This is a genomic window from Citrobacter sp. Colony219, assembly GCF_019382635.1.
Taxonomy (GTDB): Bacteria; Pseudomonadota; Gammaproteobacteria; order Enterobacterales; family Enterobacteriaceae; genus Citrobacter; species Citrobacter youngae.
Genome location: NZ_CP080033.1, coordinates 1,573,053 through 1,593,718, shown reverse-complemented (window position 1 = coordinate 1,593,718; position 20,666 = coordinate 1,573,053). Strand labels below are relative to the sequence as shown.

Genomic DNA, 20,666 nt, shown 5'->3' with positions numbered 1-20,666 from the left:
ACTCCTGAGAATTTAAGATTAAAGATCATTCAACCCAGCCACCGCCTAAGGCAGCAAACAGCTTAATTTCATTAACCTGTTGGGCATAGTTAAGGTCGAGCAACGATTGCTGTGTAGTGAATAAAGAACGCTCGGCGTCCAGTACTTCGATATAACTAACCGCACCATGTTGATAGAGTGCACGAGCGCGTTGCAGCGTGATTTGTAATGAGTCCAGATAACGCTGTTGTCCGGTAATTTGATCGGCAAGGCTTTGACGCAACACCAGTGCATCCGCAACTTCTTTAAATGCGTTCTGAATTTTTTGCTCGTAATTCACCACCGATTGCTGCTGGCGGATTTCTGCTAAATCGAGATTTGACTGATTACGTCCAGCGTTAAAGATCGGAATGTCTATTTTCGGGACAAAATTCCACATGCCGCTGGCCGCATTAAAGAGGCTGGAGAGATCGCCACTGCTGCTGGATACAGAGCTGGTCAGCGTAATCGATGGGAAAAATGCGGCTCGTGCAGCGCCAATATTGGCGTTCGCCGCCAGCAATCCATGTTCGGCCTCCATAATATCCGGGCGCTGCAATAATATTTGCGATGGGAGTGCGGGGGGCAGTGTCACGGGTTTTATATCACCGCGACTGCGCACGCGGTCGTCCGGTAATTTCCCGTACGTCCCCAGCAATAGTTGCAGTGCGTTGTTCGCCTGCGCCAGTTCGCCTTGACGTTTGGCAATATCGCTGCGTGTGCTTTCAATCACGCCGCGAGCCTGCTCCAGTGCCAGCACGTTCGTACTGCCGGTCATCAACTGTTTCTCGACAAACGCATAAGAGCGCTGGTAGTTTTGCAACGTTTCTTCGGCAATTTGCAGTTGCGCATAAGCCAGACGCTGGTTGAAATAACTTTGCGCCACGTTAGAAATTAATGAGATATGCACCATTCGACGCGCTTCTTCACTGGCGAAAAAATTCTGCCGATCGGCTTCACTCATATTTTTCAGTCGCCCAAAGAAATCCAGATCGAAACTGAGATTCAGTCCCGCTTCAAATTCCCGGTTAGTGCTGCTATCGCCTTTTAATTTCCCGCTATAGGTACCGCTGGAGCCAGCGTTAAGCTGTGGGTAACGATCGGCATCCGTCACACCGTATTGCGCTTTCGCTTCCTGAACCTTCAGTACCGCCATGCGTAAATCACGGTTATTGACCAGCGCCTCACCAATCAACGCCTTCACCTGGGAGTCAACAAAAAAGTTACGCCAGCCCGTATCCTGATATCCCGTCGGGGCCGAAACCAGCGTGTGCTGACTTAAGGAGAATTGCTGCGGAACCGGCAATGCCGGACGTTGATAGTCCGGAGCCAACGAGCAGCCAGCCAGAACAAAAATAGCGCTGAGGGTAAGAAGCTTAAATTTGTACATAGTTCTTCTCGTCCAGACCGGACTGATAACCATAAAAGATGTGTGAATTTATACCTGAATGACTCTGTTTAAGCGGTGACAGGAAAATGACAAAACTGTCATTTTCCCAATAACCGATTGCTATCCGATCCGCCTTCTCTAGAATTGAAAATCCGCACAGCCAGTGCGTGATGGAGAATGTCATGAAGATTTTGATTGTCGAAGATGAAAAAAAAACCGGCGAATACCTGACGAAAGGCCTGACGGAAGCGGGTTTTGTTGTGGATTTGGCGGACAACGGTCTGAACGGATATCACCTGGCAATGACCGGTGATTATGACCTGCTCATTCTCGACATCATGCTGCCCGATGTAAACGGCTGGGATATCGTGCGGATGCTGCGCACCGCCAATAAAGGCATGCCCATTCTGCTACTCACCGCACTGGGTACCATTGAGCATCGGGTCAAAGGTCTGGAGCTGGGGGCTGATGATTATTTGGTTAAACCGTTTGCCTTTGCAGAATTGCTGGCGCGGGTCAGAACGCTGCTGCGACGGGGAGCCGCGGTCATTGTCGAAAGTCAGTTTCAGGTCGCGGATTTAATGGTCGATCTGGTCAGCAGAAAGGTCACCCGCAACGGCACACGCATCACCCTGACCAGTAAAGAGTTTACGCTGCTTGAATTTTTCCTGCGTCATCAGGGAGAAGTGTTGCCGCGTTCGCTGATTGCCTCTCAGGTTTGGGATATGAATTTTGACAGCGACACCAATGCGATTGATGTCGCCGTGAAGCGTCTGCGGGCCAAAATCGATAATGACTTTGAGCCGAAACTGATTCAGACCGTGCGTGGCGTGGGGTACATGCTTGAGGTGCCGGATGGCAACTAAACGATTACAGCGCCCTTTTTCGCTGGCAACACGGTTAACCTTTTTTATCAGTCTGGCGACTATCGCCTCATTTTTCGCTTTCGCATGGATAATGATCCACTCGGTGAAAGTCCATTTCGCAGAGCAGGATATCAATGATTTAAAAGAGATCAGCGCGACGCTGGAGCGTATTATTAACCACCCGAACGAACCGGAATCGCGTCGGCTGGAAACACTAAAAAACGTAGTTTCGGGTTATTCTAACGTCATTATTTCTCTGGAAGATGCCAATCAGAGGGCCATTTTCCATTCACCTAATGCGCCGGATCTTCGTCAGTTTATCGCCTCGGCAACGCCGGATAAAAATGCACATACCCGTAATGTCTTTTTAATTTCCGGCCCAACGCTGCAAACATCAGAACATCCGCACGGGAAAAACGCGTCCTCCAACTGGCGAATGATTCGTTTACCCATTGGGCAGTTGCCAGACGGAAAACCGGCCTATACGTTGTTTATGGCGTTATCGATTGATTTTCATCTGCACTATATTAACGATCTGAAAAACAAACTGATCATGACAGCATCGTTAATTAGCATGATGATTGTTTTTATTGTGCTGTTCGCCGTCTATAAAGGTCATGAACCGATCCGTAATGTCAGTCGGCGCATCCAAAATATCACCTCTAAAGATCTCGATGTTCGCCTGGACCCGCAGGCCGTGCCGATTGAGCTTGAGCAACTGGTCGAGTCATTTAATCATATGATCGAACGAATCGAAGATGTGTTTAAACGTCAGTCCAATTTTTCTGCTGATATTGCTCACGAAATCCGCACGCCAATCACCAACCTGGTCACGCAAACAGAAATTGCCCTCAGCCATCCCCGCAGCACGAAAGAGCTGGAAGATGTGCTCTACTCTAATCTCGAAGAGTTTGGGCGTATGTCGAAGATGGTGAGTGATATGTTGTTTTTGGCACAGGCAGACAATAATCAGTTGATCCCGGAAAAAACAGCGCTGAATCTTGCGGATGAGGTCAGTAAAGTGTTCGACTTTTTCGAAGCCTGGGCGGAAGAACGCGAAGTCAGCCTGCGCTTTGAAGGTCGGGCATGCCGGGTTTCTGGCGACCCGTTAATGTTACGCCGGGCAATGAGCAACCTGCTCTCTAACGCAATGCGCTATACGCCCAAAGGCGAATCTGTCACCGTGCGAGTGAAAGAGGCTGATGATCTCGTGCATATTATTGTGGAAAATCCTGGTACGCCAATAGCCGCGGAACATCTGCCACGACTCTTTGACCGGTTTTATCGCGTCGATCCCTCACGACAGCGTAAAGGCGAAGGTAGCGGTATTGGCCTGGCGATAGTGAAATCGATTGTGATTGCCCACCAGGGAAAAGTCTCCGTGACATCCGACGCTCGCGCTACCCGCTTTATTCTGACATTACCCAAATATGCCGCTTAATAATTATTGGTGGCGCTAATGCGCCATCGATTAAACCTGATATTAATATTATTATTCTCTGACATCATCGTCATAATCCTGTCACCTCACTGACAGCCCCTGATTATTATAATTCTCCTGTAAACCGACACTGGAGAAATATGATGAATAAGATATCTTCCTTTTTAGCTATCGCCTTTTTTATCTCAGCTGGCGTTAATGCGGCAGAAACATCCACAACACATCAGCAGGCAGCTATGGCTCACGAGATGATGAATAACAGCGATACACCTGCTCATCAGCAAATGGCACAAACACATAAAGCACAGGTGCAGAATAGCCAATCCACGCGGGCTAGTGCACCGTCTTTTTCGCAAATGAATGAACATGAAAAAGCGATGGTCGTTCATCAGTCAATGAATAACAGTCATTCATATTCACATGAGCTGCAGGCGAAAAAACATCGCGAACAGGCAGCAACGCAAGGGTAATCCATCTCTCCACCAAGACACGCGTGCGGGCCAGGATAGCAACATAGCCTGCGCGCTTTCCCGTGGTTAGTGTCAATTTTAACCGTCCCAAAGAGCGCTGAGATCACAGCGCTCTTACATTCCGTGCGTTACAGTATGCTGCTTTAACGCTGGAGTCAGGCATGGCTTTAACCCTTACGGTGTTACTTGAAAACAGGCGCGCCCGCGGTGCAGAAAAAGTCCTACGGGCAAAACCTGGATTAAGTCTGTTAGTTCAGGATGAAACCACCACGATATTATTTGATACCGGGCCTGATGACAGTTTTAGGCACAATGCCGCATTAATGGGCGTAGACTTGTCTCAGTTAACCGCTGTCGTGCTCTCACATGGTCACTATGATCACTGTGGCGGCGTCCCGTGGCTTCCCGATAACAGCCGCATCATCTGTCATCCACACATTGCCTGCGAACGTTACGCTGCGTTCACGCTTGCAGGATATACCCGTAAAATCAAGAAATTATCGCGCGATAATGATTACTCTCGTCTGCAGATGGCGTACTCCCGTGAGCCTTTGCCCCTTAGCGAACGCTTTCTGTGGTCAGGAGAAATATCCGTATCCGCACCGCAGGCCTACGGTGTCATCAATGAGAATCCTCCCCAACGCGACTACATCACTGACGAAGGGGTATTGATCTACAAGTCAGACCGTGGATTAGTCATCATTAGCGGCTGCGGACACCGGGGCATCGCCAATATCGTCGCTCACTGCCAGCAAATAACGGGCATCAGCAAAATTCATGCCCTGGTCGGCGGCTTCCATTTACGCTGCGCATCGCCCTATACGTTATGGCAAACCCGACGATTTATTAAACAACAGCAGCCAGAAAAACTTCTCGGCTGCCACTGCACCGGCGCGTGGGGACGTTTGTGGTTACCAGGACAAGAAGCCCCCGCGACAGGAGATGTTATTGTGCTGGCCGAATAATAATCACCATTGTGCTTGTTGTATCTTCATCACATAACATTCATGAATATCAAAATGCGCGCACAACCTTGATCTGGTCGCTTATTATACAGAAATAAAGTTCGCTACACTCAGGACAGAGGTAAACAAACAGGAGGTAGTGAATATGTATCGCTCTATTCTGGTGCCCATTGATATCTCTGAAGCCGATTTAACTCGCCATGTTATTCCGCAGGTTGAAGCGCATGCAAAAACCGCTAAGGTCCATTTTTTAGCGGTCATTCCTACCGTTCCGTTCTACGCATCACTCGGGCTTGCCTACTCCAACGAGTTCCCGGACAGAAGTGGTATACAGGCGAAAGCCACCGAAAAGCTCGACGACATTGTTAAGCAATTCAATATCCCCGCCGGCAGAACGCAGACCCATGTGGTTTATGGCCCGCCGAAAGATCAGATCCTTAAACTGGCAGATGCCGTGGACGCCGAATTGATCGTCATTGCATCCCATAAACCGGGTTTCAGCACCTATCTGTTGGGGTCAACCGCCGCTGCCGTAGTACGTCATGCCAAATGCCCCGTACTTGTTGTGCGGTGATATTGGTTAGAAAAACAGGAAAACGGGAGCGATCAGGCTCCCGTTTTTATATCCCCAAAACGCTGCAGAAAAAGTGAAATTCAGAGCCGCTGATGTAGACGTTATGCCTACTGGAATAAAACCGTGCCGAGAGGATATTTTATCGAAATGGTACGCCCTGTAGGATTCGAACCTACGACCTACGGCTTAGAAGGCCGTTGCTCTATCCAACTGAGCTAAGGGCGCATAGAGAAGTGATGACTTCATGCAGATGAAACGCGTGAATTATACGGTCAGCGCCTGCTGAGTCAATGCCTTTTGTTCCGGTTGCTGACGAAGTGTACGAATGTTGTTTTTTTCTGGTCGTTCATGGGGTTCCAGGAAATCACCTGGTAATAACTCAGCCAGCATAATGCGGGATTTAAGGTTACAAGTATTTAGAAAATTAATGATTTTGCTTAACATTCCCCAACCCCTTCCCTGCTGTTCAGGACCTCGTCAATGTTAAGTATCGCTATCAAGGAAGAAAATAGTCATTTCGAACATGGGCTGAAAATCATCATCTCCCGCCTGGCAAATGAGTGGCATCAGGACATCTGCTTTTTACCTACCGAAGATATCGATCGCGCAGACATCGCCTTTATTTCACTGGATGACGATTGGCTCAGCGCAGGATGTTATCAGGTTCCCGTCCACACCAGACGCCAGCATCGGGTTATCATCTGCAACGGAGGCGATAAAGATAAGCTGATGTTTCGTCCCTGCCTGTATATGCTGCCGCTGATCTATCGCGAAGATAATGTTGAAGCGATAACCCAAAAATTGATCCTGATTCTGCAAAAACGCGCGCTCCGCCACAGTGTGCCTGCAACCATCTGCCATTACTGTACCACCCGCCACTTTTCAGTGGAGGAACGCCAGTTTTTAATGCTACTTGCCAGCGGTAACACGCTCGCTGAAACAGCACATCTTCTCTCCATCAGCGATATCCAGGCCAGAGCAACTCGCCGCCGTATTATGAAAAAGCTGGATGTGAAAAATGATCAGCAATTTTTAAGGTATATCAGGGCGCACCTGAGTTTTCTGCAACAGTAGAGTGAATCTTGCGGTCGGGCATTTTATTGAGAAATGTCTCATCATCAATTAAGTATCGGCACCTACTGTACCTAATCGCATGCTGCCAGAATACCCTATGTATATTATTTCCGGGGAAACAAATAGACATACTCGGTAATATTTGCTCTGACGCCAGGGGGGATATCGTGGCACCGAGCCTGCTATTATGGAATGATAAGTCTGAGTACTCGGTCTTTACCGCCAAAAACAGCGATGCAGAACCCCTGCAATTCGCACTTAAATTCGAGCCCATTGTCGATTTGTCTACCGCGTTGAGATACGGTTGTGAGGTCCTCACACATCTTCCCGCCAATATAAACAGTGAGAAATATTTTCACCAACTGTCGGTTCAGCATCGACAGCATCTGTTTTATCAGCAAATTGACAAAATTAAGTGCTACCAACAGGGACTGCGCTACTCACTGAATTTACCGATGCAAGCCTTTCTGAGTTGGCCGCTATTCCATTCCCTGATTACGCCCTCTCCGTCCAGCTTGATTATCGAAATACAAGATCCAAATACGTTTTATTCTTTAAGTACACCCCAGCGGGCGATCGTCTACGGCGTAATTCAACATCTTGAAGACCATGGTATCCCAATATGGCTGGATGACGTCAATGAGGAACTGCTTGGCACATTCACCGCAGCCAACTGGCATTTGTCAGGGGTGAAGTTAGATAAAAATACGTTCTGGACACTCAGTCATGTGCCGGAAAAACTCCGCCAGGTTATTCAGATGGGGCGCGCAATCGCCAGCCTGGTGGTAGTTGAAGGAATTGAAACGCAAAAACAGCAGGAAATTGCCCTGCGCGCTGGCGCAAATTTGGGTCAGGGATATTTGTGGCCAGCCATTTATCCAGAGCAGGCGCAATAGATACGGACAGGGAAAAAGGAAGGATGCGCAGTGTAAAACGCCGGGAACGGCATCGCCGTTTACGAAACGCCCACTGTACCTGGCAATATGATCACTGTGCGCCGCAGGAATTTGACAGAATTGAGTATCTGGCTCAAAAACTTGATTACACATTACCGGGCGACACAATATCTCAAGCGATTATCACAACAGACAACTATCTCGGCTATACGTTAAATCGCTATTTATTTTCTGGTACACACACGGCCATCTTCCAGACGATTGAATCGGCCCTGCCACTGTTGAAAGAGTCTGAAGCGAGTCAGTTAGTGGTTGATATGGATGGTGCATCAAGCTCATATTTCGATGTTCTGGAATATCTTCGCCGACTCATTAAAGAACAGGATAATATTCAAATTTTCATATTACTTCCCAGTCGCCACGAAGCGCTCAGGCACTTTATTGCGATGGCTGGGCCATTCTATATCCTGTCGCGCCGTCAGCGCCTCCCGGAGATGCGCCATGCTTTATTATCTATGCCGCCAGACCATATTCACTCCGGGCACATAAATCAGGCTGACTGGGAGATGATCTCATTACTGTCACAAGGTAAATCATTAAAGAAGATTGCTCTGCTGCAGGCTCAACCCTATCACCGCGTTATCTATCGCCTGAACCAGCTGATCACGCTGCTGGGGTTGCCACATCGTCAGCGTTTTTTGCATCTGATACATCGCCTCAGCGTTACCTATCCCCATTTAATTTAACACCCTAACCCTCTGTGATATAAGAATTTATAGGAAATTACTTATTTTCAACTGAGAAAACGAATGTGATTTTTACAAACATTTAATATTTACAACTATTCCTGGTATTATATGTCGCGCAGGTATCCTGCTTTAGCTGACAGATTCAGTACATTTCGACAAAAAAGAATTGCCTCGCCGCCTTAACAAAACCTAAACAATTAGTCCATTGTGTCGTTTTTACTATTTAAAAAATTTTTTCAATCTGCCATAATTCAAACAGCAGGAGATTAATATCAATAGTCATTACCATGCCCTGATCTTTCAGGATATCCTAACAGACATTATGAACTTACGTGCTGTAAGCCTTTTCCGAAAGTGCAGAGCAGGTATAATCCTCACTGTTTTCTGATTAATTGTAAGTTTTCCCTGGTGTGAAATGGATATTCCACAAACTCATTGTTCTGACGTAGAACAACCGAATAAACAAGGATGACATAATATTTATTCGGTTCTTCTTCCAGAGCAATCCTTGGCTATTTGACAATATTATAACGCCTGATGTTTTATCAAAATCGCAAGATACACAAACAGTTTGAGGCATACAACAATGAAACCAGCATCCGTTATCATTATGGACGAACACCCTATTGTCAGAATGTCGATAGAAGTACTGCTCGAAAAGAATAGTAATATTCAGGTTGTTCTGGAAACCGATGACAGCCGCGCAGCAATAGATCATCTACGGACTTATCCAGTCGATCTGGTCATTCTGGATATTGAACTACCTGGCTCCGATGGGTTTACATTACTCAAGAGAATAAAATCTCTGCAGGAAAAAACCCGGGTACTGTTTCTATCCTCAAAGTCTGAATCATTTTATGCCGGACGGGCGATCCGTGCCGGTGCCAATGGCTTCGTCAGCAAGCGAAAGGATCTCAATGATATCTATAACGCGGTGAAAATGATTTTATCAGGATATTCATTTTTCCCTTCAGACACGCTTAACTTTATTAATAATATTAATATACGTAAAGGTGTGCTGAATGACATGCCGTTATCGAACCGCGAGGTAACGGTTTTACGTTATCTGGCGAATGGGTTATCTAATAAAGAAATTGCTGAGCAACTTTTATTGAGTAATAAAACAATCAGCGCTCACAAAGCTAACATCTATTCCAAGCTCGGACTACATACCATTGTTGAGCTTATTGATTATGCAAAGATGCATGAATTAATGTGATCGCACTCCCGGCGAGGCGTCGTTCGGGAGTGCGTTATCAGCGCATGATGTCAATTGTAGTTAATCATAAACGTAGCATCTGCTTTCGCGATCCCCGGTTGAACGCCATCTGCCAGCGCAATATAGTTGGCAAAAAAAGTCATCATAGCGTTGCCATTTTCATTAATGCTTACTGTCTGGCTGGCTTGTTCAAGCGGTAATCGCGTACGGTCGCTATCGTGCAATTCAATCGCGACCTTTTGTGCCATCACGGCATCGTCCAGCGCCAACAACGTGGTACCCGCTGCCGGCGTGCCGGAAAAGGTTATCGAGGCCGACCCCGGCGGGCAGCCTTCAAGTTTCAACGTGAAGGGAACCGGTTGGGTCGTATCCCCGGTGGTCTTTAATTGTTTTGTCGGCCAGGTGCCTAGTTCAACCAACTTATTATTGTCACTGGCAATAACCGCACAGGTAAAGTCCACAATATTACCGTGCAGTTCGATATTAATCTCACCCAGCGAGGTATCCGCCTGGCATAGTGAACTGGCTGACACTGCTGATATCAATACGAAAAGTGCACGACGTCTCATTGTTTTCTGCTTATTCATAATCAACTCGCAGATAGCCACGGGCGGTGAAAGGCCCTTCCGCTGGTTTATTGCCCGTCACGCTGACTGGCCATGCTCTAATGCCAACCCGCGCGGCAGCGTTATCATCCAACTGAAAGGGAATGGTGCTGGACAGATTGTTGGGTGTCAGCGGTTTACCGCTGCTGTCGGCCACGATAAAACCTAAATCCGGGTTGTCCGATATCATCATTTGCCCGGACGCTTTTTCGGCCTCGACCCGCATGGTCAGATAAGCTTGCGCGGCAACATTTGTACATTTTATGGCGACCGTTTTCGTTTGCGTATTGATACCTTCGGGCCGGTTACCGGCTCCCGCCTTGCTGAACAGCGAGGCACCAATATCGCCAAAATCAAACTCCACGATTTGCCCGGCATTCACCTCGCAGTTTTGTGGAACTTCCACCTTGCCGCTGTAGCTTATGGTGTAAACCGGCGTACTCAGCGCATCTCCCGTGCTGGTAGTGACATAGACGCTGAACATCGTCTGTCGCGGGATCGGCACCATGTTGATAAATGAACGAATCACTTTTAATTTAAACACCAGCTTCGAATCCATCACGCCAAAAGGCTGCTGTTTGGAAACGTTTGGGTGATTCCCCATGCGGATATAATTACGTGGAGGATAAAACAACCCCGCGTAGCTATCGGTAATACTCATGGCCCCCAACAGGTAATCATTGAGTTTCAGATACTGAAAGTTATTTTCCGTACTTTGCACGGGGAGTTCTGTCACATAACTTCGGTAGGTGTAATTCACCGTCGTCCCTGCCGGGCAGGTTGCATTCACCCCAACCCAGCCTGACTTTTCAGGCAATGTCACTACCTGGCCCGGTTGGTTATTGCTGCTGTTAAACACATTCGACAGATCGTAATAAACGTCCGTTGGCGTTCCGTTCGAGTTATGGCAGACCGTCGCCCATGACGTATTAGCTATAAGCAGTAAAGCGCTTCCCAGTAGCAAACCGGTTTGTCGTTTCATCATATTATCCCTGTCGTACCGACGGTCGTTGGCACATCACGTTGGTGAGCGTTACAGCCTGTTTCAGGCTCTCTTCAGGCAAGGTATAGTGCGCTTCACAGCGTGCATTTGCGCCTTCACCCCATTGGATCAACAAGTTGCCTTTGAGCGGCAGACCACTCAGATAAATTTGTCCATCCTCACCGACCATGCTGGTGACGCCGCTCGTGGTTTCGCGAACCACCGACCCAAATGGCACCGGTTTTCCATCCCGGTTAACCGTGATAAGCGCCCGCACGCCAATGCGTGTATCAAACGCCGCACGTACCAGTGCCCCCTGCGTGGGCACGACGCTGCTAACGTTATTTTCCACATCGGTGTTGTTATTCATTGAATTGGTATCCAGCGCGACGCGGTTGTAACGATAAACTGTGGCATACGGCATGACCGCGTAGCCACGCCAGTCGGTCTGCACGCCGGTCTGGTTTTCTATCCGCACCCCCTGGGCCCCAGGTGCTTTTATCAGTACGTTGGTATCGCCCAGTGGTTGGCTGAGCGTAATGCCGTCCGCATGTCCGATGACGCCACCGGAGAGTTGCCAGTTATAGTCATGCTGGTCACGGTCATAGTTGTAACCCACGCCCAGCGTGCCATAGGCCGCCTGCCAGTTCGCGTTAGCGCTCCCGCTGTATCCGTTGGAGCTGCTGTGTCCCTGATTAACGCTGTAGCTGAGATTGCGTCCATCTAACAGCGTGCCGCCAATACCGCTTTGCCAGCTGTTTTGTCCATTGCTGTTACGGTTCGCATTGAAAGTGGCGTAGGTGCGATCGAGTGCGTTATCACGCGAGTAGCGCCGCCCGGTCAGCAGACTGAACGGTACAGACACATTGAAGGCCAGGATGCGGTCGGTATCAGAGATCCCGACCGATTCATTCCATGACCAGGAGAGTGAATAGCTAATCCCCTGCCAACCGCTGGCATACCCCAGCTGGTACCAGGTATTGGTATCTGAGGTGTTCCAGTACGTTTGCTGGCTACCCGATACATAGAGTGATCCGTAATCGCCAAGGTTCTGCGAAATGTTGATCTGAAAACGTCCCTTTTTGCTGTAGCTCAGATTGTGGTAGCTCTTCACCTGTGGAACATCGTGGCGATTCCCTTCGCTGTCATATTCGTACTCGTAACCTTCCATACTGCGATACGCCACATCATCGAGGGTATAAAACCCGCGCGTCGAATAGCGGTACCCCAACAGCTGGAAGTTGGTACCGAAGTTGTTCAGTGATTTTGCATACAGAAAACGCAGCGATTGCCCCTGATGCGTACTGTCATCCGCCAGTTGGCTCCGGGCATGCGTTAAATCGACAGAGACGGCTCCCCAGTCACCCAGGTTGCGGCCAGTACCTAACACCAGTGCGGTGTAGCGTGAAGCTAACTGCGTGCCGCCATACGCGGTGTAACCTTCTGGTAACCCGGCAATTAACGTTCCCTGGAAAAAGAATGGCGAAGACTGCTGGCTATTACCGCTGCGAAAATCCCCGGCGACAACGTCATATTTGAAACGTCCTTCACGCTGGAGCAGAGGTACCGTGGAATACGGCACCGTATAGCGCTGTTGACTGCCGTCCTTCTCATCAACCGTTACGTCCAGGTCACCACTCGACGAGGTGGGGTTAAGATCGGTTATCGAAAAAGCGCCTGGCGAAACATAGCTTTGATAAATCACGTAGCCATTCTGGCGAATAGTCAGTTTCGCTGCGGTACGCGCAATCCCACGGACGGTTGGCGCATAGCCCTGTAAGCTGTCGGGATACATGCTGTCGGACGAATAGAGACGAGCACCACGAAAACCGATACTGTCAAAAACGTCGTTGCCGGTGTTGCTGTCCCCCATAACCAGCTCACCCTTCAGCGGAATAATCGCGCGCTGAAGCCATGTGCCAATATTTTTCCAGCTTTGCGAATGGTAGCCGTCACCTTTCGAGTAGTTCCATGCACCGTTATTCCTCAGCCGCCATGGGCCATAGTTCAGGCCGCTTAACATGCTTAAGAAATAGCTGTCGGTATCGCTGCCGCGACTGCCGGTAAAGCTGTAGTTAACCAGCGCCGCCGGAATACCTTCATCCCACTCCTCTGGCGGAATATAGCCACGCGCACTGTTCAACATTGAGGCTTGCGGCAGGCTGACATTTAAACGCAGTGTAGAAAAATCGAAGGCAATTTCGCTACCAGGAATCGCCTCTGGCAAATTAATACAGGTATTGTTCGCATCCTGACTGAGTGCCGGAAACGCAGTGATATTGACGCCAAGGCGTTTAACCCAGTCGAGATCAAAGCACGGCATCAGCCCGCCGGATTTTTCTCCGGCTTTCCCCGCGCTGGTGGCGAAACGAATATCCTGGGTGGCCACAAACTCATCATTGCGCCAAATATCCACACGATAAACGCCTTCAGGCTGGTGATTCCCTTTTTCGAAACGAGACAAATCCGCCACAGTAGCGGTATCGGCAGATAAAAACGCCGGATTGAAATAGCTTTCACCCTGGCTGAAGGAGGGAAAGAGCGCGGCCAGCGTGGACAACGCCACCCCCGCCAGCGGTGGCGTAACCCCCGGTAACAGGCCAGGAAAATACGTTGTCTTATTCATCGTTTTCTCAACGCACACTAACCGTTTTAGCGGTGGTGACTGCGCCATAATCGTTCACCGTCTGGAACGTAACGTTTCCCTGAACGCCAGTCGGCAACAGGACCTGCGTGTCATTTTTTGGCGCAACCATAACGTTATCAATCTTCGTATTTCCGACATTGAGATTGACCAGCGTGACGTAATACGCTGACGGGTTGGTGATTTTCAGGTGGTTGCCGGTACGGGAAAACTGCAGCATGCCTGGCGCATCTTCCGCGATTTGTGGCAGATTATTTGGGCGGACAAAGAGTTTGATGCGCGACAAAATCGCCAGTTGCAGAACGTTTTTCCCCTCAAGGCTATTTTTATTGACCGACGGAATAGCCTTCACATTCATCCAGAACAGCGATTCACGGTCTTTGGGCAGCGGCTCGCCCGCGTAGATGATACGCAGCGTGTTTTCACTTTTAGGTTCACTGACAAACAGCGGCGGTGTGACCACAAACGATTTATCTTTGACGCCTGCGCTGTTCTCTATCCATGAATTAATCAGGAAACGTTCTTTGGTATCACTATTACTAATGGCGAGGGACGTTTGTTTAGCCTCGGCAGGATAAATAACGCGAGTTGCACCTAATGCAATTCCACCAGATGCCTGCACACTGGTGGCAGAAAATAAGGCCAGTAAAATGATAAAGCCTGATTTTAGATAATTAAACATAGCTACAAATACCTTTGGCGTGATTATCGTTAGGAAATAAATCAGGGATACACCAACGTAAACCACACATCTGAACGAAGCGTTCCCGGCGTTATATATTCCGAGACAGCCCGATAGCGAGCAGTGAAATGAAACGTCATCTCTTGCGTTAAAATCGGGGCATAATGAAGCGGCAGCGCATTCGGAATTATTTGTCGCTGTCGCTCATCAAACAACGCCAGACCAATACCCGAAACCGCAGACGCATCGCCGCTGGCAAGAAAGACCTGTGGATCTTCGGCTGGCGTAACGCCCGCAAAGGCAATCCCCACATGGTCATAAACATCAGCACTGCACGACGTTAGTCGCAGCGAAAACGGTACGCTGGTAGAAGCAAAGCTTCCCGTCCCGGAAAACGCGTTAGTGCGGTACTGCCCCATCTGCACCCGTAAGCTCTGGCTGTCTGTGGCAACCGTACAGGCACCATTAACCAGTTGCCCACGTAAATGAAGACGGCCACTTTCCAGTATCACGGTGTGAGCAAACGCCGGCATTACGCAGACCATTCCCGCCAGCGCTACGCCTTTCCCTATCATCTGCCACATCCTTCATCATCCCCGGATAGTGCCTCATCCCATGAGGCGGTAGTCTTCCCTGCAAGAATCAAACGGCTTATTCGTACTTCATGATGAAGGTCGCATCCGCATTTGCCTGACCCGGCGTGGCGCTGGTTGCTGTGGCTTTATAACGCGCGGAGAAACGCAGGGTGTTGGTGCCTTCCACCAGCGCCTGAGCGGTTGAGAAGGTCGCGCCATCTGGCTTCAGTGCGGTAGAGGTGTTGTCCAGGATTTCGATCCCTACGCCGCCCGCTGTGGTGCTGTTATCCGAAGAGGAGAGAGCCAACAGGCTGTTGTTGGTGAGGTCCGTCTGGCCCGAGAAAGCAACAGCAGCAGTCGCAGCAACTTTCGGGTCACAGTCGTTCAGCACTATGGAAAACGGAATTTGCGCCGTGGTGTCACCGACTGCGGTGAAGCTGGCGGTACGATATTGGCCTAATGTGACAACCTGGTCGGCTGACTGAGTGCTCACTGCACAGGCTGCATTGACCAGTTCACCTTCAAAGTGAACCGTACCGCCGCTCACGCTTACCGGATCTGCCGCCACCGCTGCGCCCGCCATTAACATCATGCTGGCAAAAACAGAAGAGGTCATTAATTTACGTTTCATGGATTTCCCTTGAATTACACACATCCGGCTCCAGCGTCCTGCGGGATCCGTTTGAATCATTATCGACATTAAATGTCAGGCAAATTATCTCTGCATCCTGTAAAGATATATATCGAGAGAGAATTAGCGAAACGTGTACTCCCACTCTCCTGAGTATTTGATTCACTAATTAATCTTCACGAATATGACAATTCGTCACCGGGATAAATTAAACATTTCAATTAATGAAAAATACCTGCAATTCCTTTTAATGACCCTGGCTTATTCTTATTGGACTCTAAGAAAACTCCGGATGGAAATGAGGCAAAAACGGCCATAACAAGACGTAACAGTCTGGTTTCTGAGATATTACCCATGAAAATAGCAGGGTGATGAGTTGTTTCATTTAGGTTAAATTTCGTTAGCATGCTTATGAATTACGTACCAACGTCCAACACCTGTTGCCGCGCTCACGGGCTATGCGAAACACTCCACCGCACGTAAAAACGCAAACGAAAACTGACAGCACGCCCCGCTTCTGACAAAATAGTGACATCCCCTTCGACTTAACGTAACAGACGGAATCCTCTCTCTGATGGCAGCAAAGATTATTGACGGTAAAACGATTGCGCAGCAGGTGCGCTCTGAGGTTGCTCAAAAAGTTCAGGCGCGTTTAGCGGCTGGATTACGCGCCCCAGGACTGGCTGTTGTGCTGGTAGGTAGCAACCCGGCTTCGCAGATTTACGTGGCAAGTAAACGCAAAGCTTGTGACGAAGTGGGTTTTGTCTCCCGCTCCTGGGACCTGCCTGAAACCACCAGCGAGGCGGAACTTCTTGAGCTGATCGATACGCTCAATGCAGATGCCACCATCGATGGTATCCTGGTACAACTGCCGTTGCCGGCGGGTATCGACAACGTCAAAGTGCTGGAGCGTATTGCACCGGATAAAGACGTTGACGGTTTCCACCCGTATAACGTCGGTCGCCTGTGCCAACGCGCGCCGCGCCTGCGTCCATGTACCCCACGCGGTATCGTGACCCTGCTTGAACGCTACAACATCGACACGTATGGCCTGAACGCCGTGGTGATTGGCGCCTCCAATATTGTTGGTCGCCCGATGAGCATGGAACTGCTGCTGGCTGGCTGCACCACCACCGTTACCCACCGGTTCACCAAAGATCTGCGTCGCCACGTTGAGCATGCTGACCTGCTGATCGTCGCCGTCGGTAAACCAGGCTTTATTCCCGGTGAGTGGATTAAAGAAGGTGCGATTGTGATTGATGTCGGCATCAACCGTCTGGAGAATGGTAAGGTTGTTGGCGATGTGGTCTTTGAGGATGCTGCCGCACGCGCGTCATATATCACGCCAGTGCCGGGAGGCGTTGGCCCTATGACCGTCGCCACGCTTATCGAAAACACGCTGCAGGCGTGTGTTGAATATCATGATGTAAAGGACGTTTAAGATGGCCACATTTTCACTGGGTAAACACCCACATGTTGAACTCTGCGATCTGCTGAAGCTGGAAGGCTGGAGCGAAAGTGGCGCCCAGGCAAAAATCGCCATTGGCGAAGGGTTGGTGAAGGTCGATGGTGTAGTAGAAACGCGTAAGCGCTGCAAAATCGTTGCCGGACAGACCGTAAGCTTTGAAGGCCAAAGTATTACCGTCGTGGCGTGATCCCCGGTGCCGGATGAGGCTAACCCCCTGTCCGGCCACTTCCTCTCTCATTTTCAGATAATCACTTCATCACCACTTCACAGTGAATTGTTAGCATGTCGTTTTTCCACACGAAGCGATCATCATGCCAACAATTGTTACCCACGCGGCCGTGCCACTCTGCTTAGGGTTAGGTCTCGGGCTTAAAGTCATCCCCCCGCGCTTACTGTTTACTGGCGTCATTCTGGCTATGTTGCCGGATGCCGACGTGCTGTCGTTTAAGCTTGGCATCGCCTACGGCAACGTATTTGGTCACCGTGGTTTTACCCACTCGCTGCTGTTCGCCTTTGTCGTGCCACTACTCTGTGTTTTGATTGGCCGACGATGGTTTAAGGTGGGATTGATTCGCTGCTGGTTATTCCTGACGGTTTCACTGCTGTCGCACAGCCTGCTGGATTCTGTCACTACCGGGGGAAAAGGCGTCGGCTGGCTGTGGCCGTGGTCAGATGAACGCTTCTTCGCACCGTGGCAGGTCATTAAGGTCGCCCCGTTTGCGCTATCACGCTACGCCACGCCGTACGGGCATCAGGTTATTCTTTCGGAGCTAATGTGGGTATGGCTGCCGGGAGCCGTCATGATGGGTGTGTTGTGGTGGTACAGACGTCATTAATAGTGCCTGATGGCGCTACGCTTATCAGGCCTACCGATCATTCCATCGTAGGCCGGATAAGGCACTAGCCGCCATCCGGCAATATAGAGATTTACTTACGACGCCAGGTGGTGCCCTGCGGACCGTCTTCCAGCACGATGCCCATCTCGTTGAGACGATCGCGCGCGGCGTCAGCTGCCGCCCAGTCTTTCGCCTTACGGGCATCCAGACGTTGTTGGATTAACGCTTCAATTTCAGCAACTTCACCATCATCCGCCTGCGCACCGCTTTGCAGGAAGGCTTCTGGCTCCTGTTCCAGCAGGCCCAGCACGCCGGACAGCTTACGCAGATGCGCAGCCATAGCGTTAGCTGCCGCCATATCTTCGCCCTTCAGACGGTTAACCTCACGCGCCATATCAAACAGCACGGAGTAGGCTTCCGGCGTGTTGAAGTCGTCATCCATCGCTTCAATGAAGCGCGCTTCAAAGGCTTCGCCACCGGCTGGAGCAACGGACTTGTCAGTGCCGCGCAGCGCGGTGTACAGACGCTCCAGCGCAGAGCGTGCCTGTTTCAGGTTCTCTTCGCTGTAGTTCAACTGGCTGCGATAATGGCCGGACATCAGGAAGTAGCGAATGGTTTCGGCGTCGTAGTATTTCAGCACGTCGCGCACGGTAAAGAAGTTGCCCAGCGATTTGGACATTTTCTCACGGTCAACCATCACCATCCCGGAGTGCATCCAGTAATTAACGTATTCACCGTCATGCGCACAGGTGGACTGAGCAATTTCGTTTTCATGGTGCGGGAACATCAGGTCGGAGCCGCCGCCGTGAATATCGAAATGATTACCCAGCTGTTTGCAGTTCATCGCAGAACATTCAATGTGCCAGCCAGGACGACCTGCGCCCCATGGAGATGGCCAGCTCGGCTCACCCTCTTTGGACATCTTCCACAGCACAAAGTCCATCGGGTTGCGCTTCACATCAACCACGTCAACACGCGCACCCGCCTGCAGTTGATCCAGATCCTGGCGGGACAGCTGACCGTAGTTCGGGTCAGTCGGCACGTCAAACATCACGTCACCGTTATCAGCAACGTAAGCGTGACCTTTGGCAATCAGCTGTTCGGTGATTTCGATAATCTCGGCGATATGGTGCGTCGCGCGCGGTTCAAGATCCGGGCGCAGAATATTCAGCGCATCGAAATCGTTGTGCATTTCCGCAATCATGCGATCAACCAGCGCCACAAAGCTCTCGCCATTTTCATTCGCGCGCTTAATGATTTTGTCGTCGATATCGGTAATGTTGCGCACATACTTCAGCTTGTAGCCGAGGAAACGCAGATAACGGGCAACAACGTCGAAAGAAACAAAGGTACGCCCGTGTCCAATATGACAGAGATCGTAAACGGTGATGCCACACACGTACATGCCGACTTCCCCGGCATGAATGGGTTTGAATTCCTCTTTTTGGCGCGTCAGTGTATTAAAGATTTTTAACATCGAAGATTCCGTGTAGACGTGTGTGGATAACAAAGCCCTATAATACCTATAAATTGGCCCCGAAGCAGCACACTTTGCAAGGTGATCGAACCTTGCGGTTATGCTATAACAAGCCCCTATCATGTGACCCTGACCAGGGTCGAAGCACCACTCTATCGGAACAGGATGCAAAAATGGTTACTTTCCACACTAATCACGGCGATATCGTAATCAAAACGTTTGATGATAAAGCGCCTGAAACAGTTAAAAACTTCCTGGACTACTGCCGCGAAGGTTTTTACAACAACACCATTTTCCACCGTGTTATTAATGGTTTCATGATCCAGGGCGGCGGTTTTGAGCCGGGCATGAAGCAAAAAGCCACGAAAGAGGCTATCAAAAACGAAGCCAACAACGGTCTGAAAAACACCCGTGGAACGCTGGCAATGGCGCGTACTCAGGCTCCGCACTCCGCGACTGCTCAGTTTTTCATCAACGTTGCCGACAACGACTTCCTGAACTTCTCCGGCGAAAGCATGCAGGGCTGGGGTTACTGTGTGTTCGCTGAAGTTGTCGAAGGTATGGATGTCGTTGATAAAATCAAAGGCGTTTCCACCGGTCGCAGCGGTATGCATCAGGACGTACCAAAAGAAGACGTTATCATCGAAAACGTGACCGTCAGCGAGTAATCGTGACAACACTGTTTATTGCAGATCTTCATCTCTGCACGGAAGAACCGGCGATCACCGCCGGTTTTCTGCGTTTTTTAGCCGGCGATGCACGAAAGGCTGATGCGCTGTACATTCTTGGCGATCTGTTTGAGGCCTGGATAGGCGATGACGATCCCAATCCCCTACATCGTGAAATGGCCGCAGCGATAAAAGCGCTGACGGATTCCGGCGTTCCCTGCTTTTTTATTCACGGCAACCGTGATTTTCTGATCGGCAAGCGTTTTGCCCGTGAGAGCGGCATGACCCTGTTACCTCAGGAAAAAGTGCTCAACCTGTATGGTCGCAAGGTACTGATCATGCATGGCGACACCTTGTGCACCGACGACGCAGGCTATCAGGCGTTTCGGGCTAAGGTTCATCAGCCCTGGCTACAAAAATTGTTTCTCTCCCTGCC

The 20,666-nt window shown here is 49.8% G+C and carries 23 protein-coding genes and 1 tRNA gene; 14 read left to right on the top strand and 10 right to left on the bottom strand.

Going from position 1 to position 20,666, the window contains the following annotated elements; genetic code table 11:
- Positions 1-25: 25 nt before the first annotated feature.
- Positions 26-1,408: an efflux transporter outer membrane subunit gene (locus tag JTI85_RS06870; protein ID WP_048212366.1), complete on the bottom strand. Its 1,383-nt coding sequence runs from the start codon at positions 1,406-1,408 to the stop codon at positions 26-28.
- Between the two features lie 182 nt (positions 1,409-1,590).
- On the opposite strand from JTI85_RS06870, the gene cusR reads away from it, so the two are divergent.
- The 5 genes from cusR to uspF all read left to right on the top strand — a co-directional run bounded on the left by cusR (position 1,591) and on the right by uspF (position 5,724).
- A complete protein-coding gene (cusR, locus tag JTI85_RS06865; RefSeq protein WP_048212367.1) occupies positions 1,591-2,274 on the top strand; it encodes a copper response regulator transcription factor CusR in 684 nt (227 codons plus the stop codon).
- Positions 2,264-3,715 carry a Cu(+)/Ag(+) sensor histidine kinase gene (locus tag JTI85_RS06860; RefSeq protein WP_219352321.1) on the top strand — a complete coding sequence of 484 codons (1,452 nt, stop codon included), beginning with the start codon at positions 2,264-2,266 and terminating at the stop codon, positions 3,713-3,715. The genes cusR and JTI85_RS06860 overlap by 11 nt, the downstream gene beginning before the upstream one ends.
- Positions 3,716-3,858: 143 nt before the next feature.
- Positions 3,859-4,185: a hypothetical protein gene (locus JTI85_RS06855; protein WP_061067465.1), complete on the top strand. Its 327-nt coding sequence runs from the start codon at positions 3,859-3,861 to the stop codon at positions 4,183-4,185.
- Between the two features lie 161 nt (positions 4,186-4,346).
- On the top strand, positions 4,347-5,150 hold the full coding sequence (locus JTI85_RS06850) for an MBL fold metallo-hydrolase (protein WP_219352319.1): 804 nt from the start codon (positions 4,347-4,349) through the stop codon (positions 5,148-5,150).
- A gap of 145 nt (positions 5,151-5,295) precedes the next feature.
- The gene (gene uspF / locus JTI85_RS06845; protein ID WP_061067464.1) at positions 5,296-5,724 is read left to right on the top strand and encodes a universal stress protein UspF; all 429 of its coding nucleotides are present in this window, start codon (positions 5,296-5,298) and stop codon (positions 5,722-5,724) included.
- 148 nt (positions 5,725-5,872) lie between these two features.
- Here the strand turns inward: uspF and JTI85_RS06840 are convergent.
- Together JTI85_RS06840 and JTI85_RS06835 are read right to left on the bottom strand one after the other, a co-directional pair.
- Positions 5,873-5,949 (bottom strand) — tRNA-Arg (locus JTI85_RS06840).
- A gap of 39 nt (positions 5,950-5,988) precedes the next feature.
- Entirely contained in the window at positions 5,989-6,168 is a 180-nt protein-coding gene (locus tag JTI85_RS06835) for a hypothetical protein (protein WP_040232627.1), read from the bottom strand.
- Between the two features lie 36 nt (positions 6,169-6,204).
- Between JTI85_RS06835 and fimW the strand changes: the two genes are divergently transcribed.
- The 4 genes from fimW (at position 6,205) to fimZ (ending at position 9,662) form a co-directional block, all read left to right on the top strand.
- Complete coding sequence (gene fimW / locus JTI85_RS06830) at positions 6,205-6,798, top strand: fimbria biosynthesis transcriptional regulator FimW (RefSeq protein WP_048212373.1); 594 nt, start codon at positions 6,205-6,207, stop codon at positions 6,796-6,798.
- Between the two features lie 167 nt (positions 6,799-6,965).
- Entirely contained in the window at positions 6,966-7,694 is a 729-nt protein-coding gene (locus JTI85_RS06825) for an EAL domain-containing protein (RefSeq protein WP_075551397.1), read from the top strand.
- Between the two features lie 23 nt (positions 7,695-7,717).
- Complete coding sequence (locus tag JTI85_RS06820; protein ID WP_115600804.1) at positions 7,718-8,440, top strand: fimbriae Y protein; 723 nt, start codon at positions 7,718-7,720, stop codon at positions 8,438-8,440.
- A gap of 589 nt (positions 8,441-9,029) precedes the next feature.
- On the top strand, positions 9,030-9,662 hold the full coding sequence (fimZ, locus tag JTI85_RS06815; RefSeq protein WP_005122050.1) for a fimbria biosynthesis transcriptional regulator FimZ: 633 nt from the start codon (positions 9,030-9,032) through the stop codon (positions 9,660-9,662).
- Positions 9,663-9,712: 50 nt separating this feature from the next.
- On the opposite strand, the gene sfmF is transcribed toward fimZ, so the two are convergent.
- The 6 genes from sfmF to fimA form a co-directional block, all read right to left on the bottom strand.
- Positions 9,713-10,231, bottom strand: coding sequence for a fimbria assembly protein (gene sfmF / locus JTI85_RS06810; protein ID WP_219352317.1), 519 nt, complete (start codon positions 10,229-10,231; stop codon positions 9,713-9,715).
- A gap of 10 nt (positions 10,232-10,241) precedes the next feature.
- Complete coding sequence (fimH, locus tag JTI85_RS06805) at positions 10,242-11,249, bottom strand: type 1 fimbria D-mannose specific adhesin FimH (RefSeq protein ID WP_005122052.1); 1,008 nt, start codon at positions 11,247-11,249, stop codon at positions 10,242-10,244.
- A 4-nt stretch (positions 11,250-11,253) separates the two neighbouring features.
- The gene (locus JTI85_RS06800) at positions 11,254-13,875 is read right to left on the bottom strand and encodes a fimbrial biogenesis usher protein (protein WP_219352316.1); all 2,622 of its coding nucleotides are present in this window, start codon (positions 13,873-13,875) and stop codon (positions 11,254-11,256) included.
- A gap of 7 nt (positions 13,876-13,882) precedes the next feature.
- Positions 13,883-14,575: a type 1 fimbria chaperone FimC gene (gene fimC, locus JTI85_RS06795; RefSeq protein WP_005122054.1), complete on the bottom strand. Its 693-nt coding sequence runs from the start codon at positions 14,573-14,575 to the stop codon at positions 13,883-13,885.
- 41 nt (positions 14,576-14,616) lie between these two features.
- Positions 14,617-15,150 (bottom strand): type 1 fimbrial protein subunit FimI, encoded by a 534-nt coding sequence (gene fimI / locus JTI85_RS06790; protein ID WP_048212376.1) that lies wholly within the window; start codon positions 15,148-15,150, stop codon positions 14,617-14,619.
- Positions 15,151-15,226: 76 nt separating this feature from the next.
- Positions 15,227-15,781 carry a type 1 fimbrial major subunit FimA gene (gene fimA, locus JTI85_RS06785; protein WP_005122056.1) on the bottom strand — a complete coding sequence of 185 codons (555 nt, stop codon included), beginning with the start codon at positions 15,779-15,781 and terminating at the stop codon, positions 15,227-15,229.
- 574 nt (positions 15,782-16,355) lie between these two features.
- Between fimA and folD the strand changes: the two genes are divergently transcribed.
- The 3 genes from folD (at position 16,356) to JTI85_RS06770 (ending at position 18,085) form a co-directional block, all read left to right on the top strand.
- Positions 16,356-17,222, top strand: coding sequence for a bifunctional methylenetetrahydrofolate dehydrogenase/methenyltetrahydrofolate cyclohydrolase FolD (folD, locus tag JTI85_RS06780; protein ID WP_005122057.1), 867 nt, complete (start codon positions 16,356-16,358; stop codon positions 17,220-17,222).
- A 1-nt stretch (position 17,223) separates the two neighbouring features.
- A complete protein-coding gene (gene ybcJ, locus JTI85_RS06775; RefSeq protein ID WP_048212377.1) occupies positions 17,224-17,436 on the top strand; it encodes a ribosome-associated protein YbcJ in 213 nt (70 codons plus the stop codon).
- A gap of 124 nt (positions 17,437-17,560) precedes the next feature.
- Positions 17,561-18,085, top strand: a complete 525-nt coding sequence (locus JTI85_RS06770) for a metal-dependent hydrolase (protein ID WP_048212378.1) — start codon at positions 17,561-17,563, stop codon at positions 18,083-18,085.
- A gap of 91 nt (positions 18,086-18,176) precedes the next feature.
- Here the strand turns inward: JTI85_RS06770 and cysS are convergent, their stop codons facing one another.
- The gene (gene cysS, locus JTI85_RS06765) at positions 18,177-19,562 is read right to left on the bottom strand and encodes a cysteine--tRNA ligase (RefSeq protein WP_048212379.1); all 1,386 of its coding nucleotides are present in this window, start codon (positions 19,560-19,562) and stop codon (positions 18,177-18,179) included.
- Positions 19,563-19,735: 173 nt separating this feature from the next.
- On the opposite strand from cysS, the gene ppiB reads away from it, so the two are divergent.
- Both ppiB and lpxH read left to right on the top strand, forming a co-directional pair.
- Complete coding sequence (gene ppiB, locus JTI85_RS06760) at positions 19,736-20,230, top strand: peptidylprolyl isomerase B (protein ID WP_003021875.1); 495 nt, start codon at positions 19,736-19,738, stop codon at positions 20,228-20,230.
- 2 nt (positions 20,231-20,232) lie between these two features.
- A partial coding sequence (gene lpxH / locus JTI85_RS21320) for a UDP-2,3-diacylglucosamine diphosphatase (protein ID WP_255575476.1) occupies positions 20,233-20,666 on the top strand: 434 nt, incomplete at its 3' end.

Bases quoted from the DNA above. Each gene is read 5' to 3' on its own strand.
- uspF (WP_061067464.1), top strand. From the start codon at position 5,296: ATGTATCGCTCTATTCTGGTGCCCATTGATATCTCTGAAGCCGATTTA.
- JTI85_RS06800 (WP_219352316.1), bottom strand. From the start codon at position 13,875: ATGAATAAGACAACGTATTTTCCTGGCCTGTTACCGGGGGTTACGCCA.
- cysS (WP_048212379.1), bottom strand. From the start codon at position 19,562: ATGTTAAAAATCTTTAATACACTGACGCGCCAAAAAGAGGAATTCAAA.
- JTI85_RS06835 (WP_040232627.1), bottom strand. From the start codon at position 6,168: ATGTTAAGCAAAATCATTAATTTTCTAAATACTTGTAACCTTAAATCC.
- fimW (WP_048212373.1), top strand. From the start codon at position 6,205: ATGTTAAGTATCGCTATCAAGGAAGAAAATAGTCATTTCGAACATGGG.
- JTI85_RS06770 (WP_048212378.1), top strand. From the start codon at position 17,561: ATGCCAACAATTGTTACCCACGCGGCCGTGCCACTCTGCTTAGGGTTA.
- JTI85_RS06860 (WP_219352321.1), top strand. From the start codon at position 2,264: ATGGCAACTAAACGATTACAGCGCCCTTTTTCGCTGGCAACACGGTTA.
- sfmF (WP_219352317.1), bottom strand. From the start codon at position 10,231: ATGAGACGTCGTGCACTTTTCGTATTGATATCAGCAGTGTCAGCCAGT.
- JTI85_RS06855 (WP_061067465.1), top strand. From the start codon at position 3,859: ATGAATAAGATATCTTCCTTTTTAGCTATCGCCTTTTTTATCTCAGCT.
- fimZ (WP_005122050.1), top strand. From the start codon at position 9,030: ATGAAACCAGCATCCGTTATCATTATGGACGAACACCCTATTGTCAGA.
- JTI85_RS06870 (WP_048212366.1), bottom strand. From the start codon at position 1,408: ATGTACAAATTTAAGCTTCTTACCCTCAGCGCTATTTTTGTTCTGGCT.
- JTI85_RS06820 (WP_115600804.1), top strand. From the start codon at position 7,718: ATGCGCAGTGTAAAACGCCGGGAACGGCATCGCCGTTTACGAAACGCC.
- folD (WP_005122057.1), top strand. From the start codon at position 16,356: ATGGCAGCAAAGATTATTGACGGTAAAACGATTGCGCAGCAGGTGCGC.
- JTI85_RS06850 (WP_219352319.1), top strand. From the start codon at position 4,347: ATGGCTTTAACCCTTACGGTGTTACTTGAAAACAGGCGCGCCCGCGGT.
- cusR (WP_048212367.1), top strand. From the start codon at position 1,591: ATGAAGATTTTGATTGTCGAAGATGAAAAAAAAACCGGCGAATACCTG.
- fimI (WP_048212376.1), bottom strand. From the start codon at position 15,150: ATGATAGGGAAAGGCGTAGCGCTGGCGGGAATGGTCTGCGTAATGCCG.
- fimH (WP_005122052.1), bottom strand. From the start codon at position 11,249: ATGAAACGACAAACCGGTTTGCTACTGGGAAGCGCTTTACTGCTTATA.
- fimA (WP_005122056.1), bottom strand. From the start codon at position 15,781: ATGAAACGTAAATTAATGACCTCTTCTGTTTTTGCCAGCATGATGTTA.
- ppiB (WP_003021875.1), top strand. From the start codon at position 19,736: ATGGTTACTTTCCACACTAATCACGGCGATATCGTAATCAAAACGTTT.
- fimC (WP_005122054.1), bottom strand. From the start codon at position 14,575: ATGTTTAATTATCTAAAATCAGGCTTTATCATTTTACTGGCCTTATTT.
- ybcJ (WP_048212377.1), top strand. From the start codon at position 17,224: ATGGCCACATTTTCACTGGGTAAACACCCACATGTTGAACTCTGCGAT.